Origin of the sequence: Mycobacterium sp. (assembly GCF_050701675.1) — a bacterium.
Classification (GTDB): domain Bacteria; phylum Actinomycetota; class Actinomycetes; order Mycobacteriales; family Mycobacteriaceae; genus Mycobacterium.
In genome coordinates this window covers 1-2,937 of sequence record NZ_JBOGDD010000437.1, presented here as the reverse complement: position 1 = coordinate 2,937, position 2,937 = coordinate 1, and the positions used below count along the sequence as shown (strand labels likewise).

The window sequence follows — 2,937 nt, the reverse complement described above, 5'->3', positions numbered from 1 at the left end:
ACCTCAACCTCACGACGCAGACGATCTTGACCTACGGCAGTTGGGTGCTCACCGCCGTGGTGGGCGCATTCGCCGAGCCGCTGGGCTCCCGATGACATTCAACGCCAAACAGGACATCGAGGTCTTCTTCGGGCGGTGGGCTCGCGGCTTCGACGACATGTGCGCGGCCTACCGCACAGCGCTCGGCGACCGAGGGGAATGGATCGCCGGACCTCCACCCATCCCGACGACGCACGGCGGGGAGGAAGCCGTTGGTCTCCTCGAGGACTTTCAGAACGGCTACGACCTCAACGCGATCGAGGTGGACCTGCTTGCGCTCGGAGAGTCGGATGGGGTCGTCTACAGCGAGCGCATCGACCACCTCGTGGATTCTCAGGGCAAGCGCTTTCTCTCGTTACCGGTGGCCGGGGTGATGCGCCTCGACGGCGACGGACGCATCGGCTACTGGCGCGACTACTGGGACGCGCGGGATTTCTTCGAACTCCCACGGCGTACGTAGGCCCGTATGGACGCTGCTTGCGCCACGATCGCCCGTGGTCTTCCTCTCCGGCAGGGCCGTTGATTTCGCCGTAATGGACCTGGATCGCGTCGCGCGCCACCTCGACGGCGACGCGACTGTCGCTCACCTTGGCCATGGCCCCCCGTCGCGCCGACACCAATCCGGCCGAGGGTTCGACTCTTGAGTGCCGAGAACCGACGCCATCCGGCTTGGTTCGCCAGCAAGAATGACTGACCTTCACGTGTAAAATGCTCTGTGCAAAGCATTTCCGACTGTGACGATTCGTGTGCGGATCGCGCAGCGAGAACGTCGAGGCGACGGGAGAAGTGCCAATGGTCGACTTCGGAGATGACACAACGGGTTTGGTTGTGAGCACCGAGACGGTGGCCAATTACTGGATGCTAGACATCCTCTGGTCGCCCTTGGTGAGTACCGAGCAGACAAAGGGCGCCTACTCGCTCATGGAACAGCTGATGCCTGCCAAGTCGGGTCCGCCCCTTCACGTCCACGACCACGGTGACGAGGTCTTCTACATATTGGACGGCGAGATGGCGCTACAGCTTGGCGATGAGGTCATCGTTGCCACGGGGGGTCAGCTCGTGCGGATCCCCGCCGGGACGCCCCACGCCTTCGTCGTCCAAAGCGACACCGCCAAGGTGCTCAACATCTACGTTCCGGGGATGCTGGACATGGCGATCGCAATGCTCGGTACACCGGCAGCTGAGAACAGACTCCCCTCGGTCGAGGATCAGCACCCGCCGACGCCTGAGCAACAAGCAGCGTTTGCAGAGCGTCTGCATGACCTCGCCATGCAGACATGGTCGCCTGAGCACGATCGCTTGGACCGCTATCGGGGCGATGGGTAGGACGTCTGAACCAAGGACGTCGCTGACTCCCGCTCCGTGTCGCGGTAAGGGGCGCGGTGGCTCGCTCGTGAGTCAGCGCGAGCGCCGGAGTCCCGCGATCAGGACCTCGACCAGTTGACGCGCGTCGTATCGGGGATCGCGGCCGCCGCCGCCGCAGAGGCTCCCGACGCCGCGCATGATCGCGTACGCCCCCAGGTCGGAGCGGATCTCACCGGAAGTTGCGGCAGCGTCCAGCAATTGGGCGCACACGGGCACCAGCCGGTCGAGGAAGTAGGAGTGTAGGGGTTCGAAGCGGGCGTCGCCGGACTGCAGTACGGCTGCGAGTCCCTGCTTGGTGACCACGAAGTCGACGAAGAGGTTGATCCACTGCCGTAGTGCGGCATACGGAGTCGCGCTAGTGGTCAGCAGAGTCGGTCCGGCCTCGGCGCAGGCCTCGACCTGATGCCGGTACACGGCGACGACGAGATCCGCTCGGGTGGGGAAGTGGCGGTAGATCGTGGCCGTCCCGACGCCGGCCTTGGCCGCGATGTCCCGTATCGGCGCCTCGACGCCCGAGGTGACGAAGACGGCGGCGGCCGCGTCGAGCAGAGTCTGTTCGTTGCGCCTGGCGTCCGCCCGTTTGGGCCGTGCTGGCTGCACGTCGCCGCGATCACCGTCGTCCACTGAATCGCCCCTTCGTCGTCGACATGGCTAACCGGTACAGTGTCCCGTATCGTGAATCGGGACGGTGTCCCGCTTACTTCATGATGTCAGAGCGGGGCCAGTCCCACCAGGCGACTCACACCATGACGCTTCACCCGATGGACAGGAGTACGGCACGTGTCCGATCAAGAACCGCCAGTGCAGAGAGTGATCGGTGTCGAGGAGCACGCCTGGACGGCCGAGTTGCGCGACGCCCTGTTGAAGCTCGGCGGGGACGACACCGTCACCATGATGAGCAGTCAGGAGGACACCGATCGACGCCTACGCGACGTCGGCGCCGAACGGCTGGCACGCATGGATGCCGCAGGCGTTGACCTTCAGGTCCTCTCCATCACGACACCCGGCACCCAGTCGTTGCCCCCCGAGGAGGCCGTGCCGCTGGCCCGCGATGCGAATGACTTTCTCGCCGACGCGGTCCGGCGCCAACCCGACCGCTTCGCGGCGTTCGCCACACTGCCAACGCCCGACCCGGAGGCCGCGGCTCGAGAGCTGGAACGCTGCGTGACCGAGTTGCACCACGTCGGCGCGCTCCTGTTCCCACGCACCGGCGAGACGTACCTCGACCACGACCGGTTTCGACCCGTGTTCGAGGCCGCTGCCGAACTGCGGGTACCGCTCTACGTCCACCCGATGCTGCCGCCCCGGGCGGTCCGCGACGCCAGCTTCAGCGGATTCGACGACTGGACGAACCTGGTCCTGTCCACCGGAGGATGGGGATGGCACGCCGACGCGGGCCTGGCCACTCTGCGGCTCATCCTGGCGGGCACGTTCGATCGTCATCCGGAACTGCAGATCATCCTGGGGCACTGGGGCGAGCTGCTGGTGCCGTTCGCCGACCGCGCCGACATTCTGACCTCGGCTACTCCACAC

The 2,937-nt window shown here is 65.6% G+C and carries 4 protein-coding genes; 3 read left to right on the top strand and 1 reads right to left on the bottom strand.

Annotated features, from left to right (window positions below):
* Window positions 1–91 precede the first annotated feature (91 nt).
* Both ACRDUX_RS13205 and ACRDUX_RS13200 read left to right on the top strand, forming a co-directional pair.
* Complete coding sequence (locus ACRDUX_RS13205) at window positions 92–499, top strand: limonene-1,2-epoxide hydrolase family protein (protein WP_526414478.1); 408 nt, start codon at window positions 92–94, stop codon at window positions 497–499.
* Between the two features lie 332 nt (window positions 500–831).
* Window positions 832–1,365, top strand: a complete 534-nt coding sequence (locus ACRDUX_RS13200) for a cupin domain-containing protein (protein ID WP_526414477.1) — start codon at window positions 832–834, stop codon at window positions 1,363–1,365.
* 72 nt (window positions 1,366–1,437) lie between these two features.
* Here the strand turns inward: ACRDUX_RS13200 and ACRDUX_RS13195 are convergent, their stop codons facing one another.
* Window positions 1,438–2,028 carry a TetR/AcrR family transcriptional regulator gene (locus ACRDUX_RS13195; RefSeq protein ID WP_526414476.1) on the bottom strand — a complete coding sequence of 197 codons (591 nt, stop codon included), beginning with the start codon at window positions 2,026–2,028 and terminating at the stop codon, window positions 1,438–1,440.
* Window positions 2,029–2,184: 156 nt separating this feature from the next.
* On the opposite strand from ACRDUX_RS13195, the gene ACRDUX_RS13190 reads away from it, so the two are divergent.
* Window positions 2,185–2,937: amidohydrolase family protein (locus ACRDUX_RS13190; protein ID WP_526414475.1), on the top strand; the 753-nt coding region annotated here is incomplete at its 3' end.

Excerpts from the sequence above, each read along its gene's own strand:
- ACRDUX_RS13205 (WP_526414478.1), top strand. The coding sequence starts at position 92 with ATGACATTCAACGCCAAACAGGACATCGAGGTCTTCTTCGGGCGGTGG.
- ACRDUX_RS13200 (WP_526414477.1), top strand. The coding sequence starts at position 832 with ATGGTCGACTTCGGAGATGACACAACGGGTTTGGTTGTGAGCACCGAG.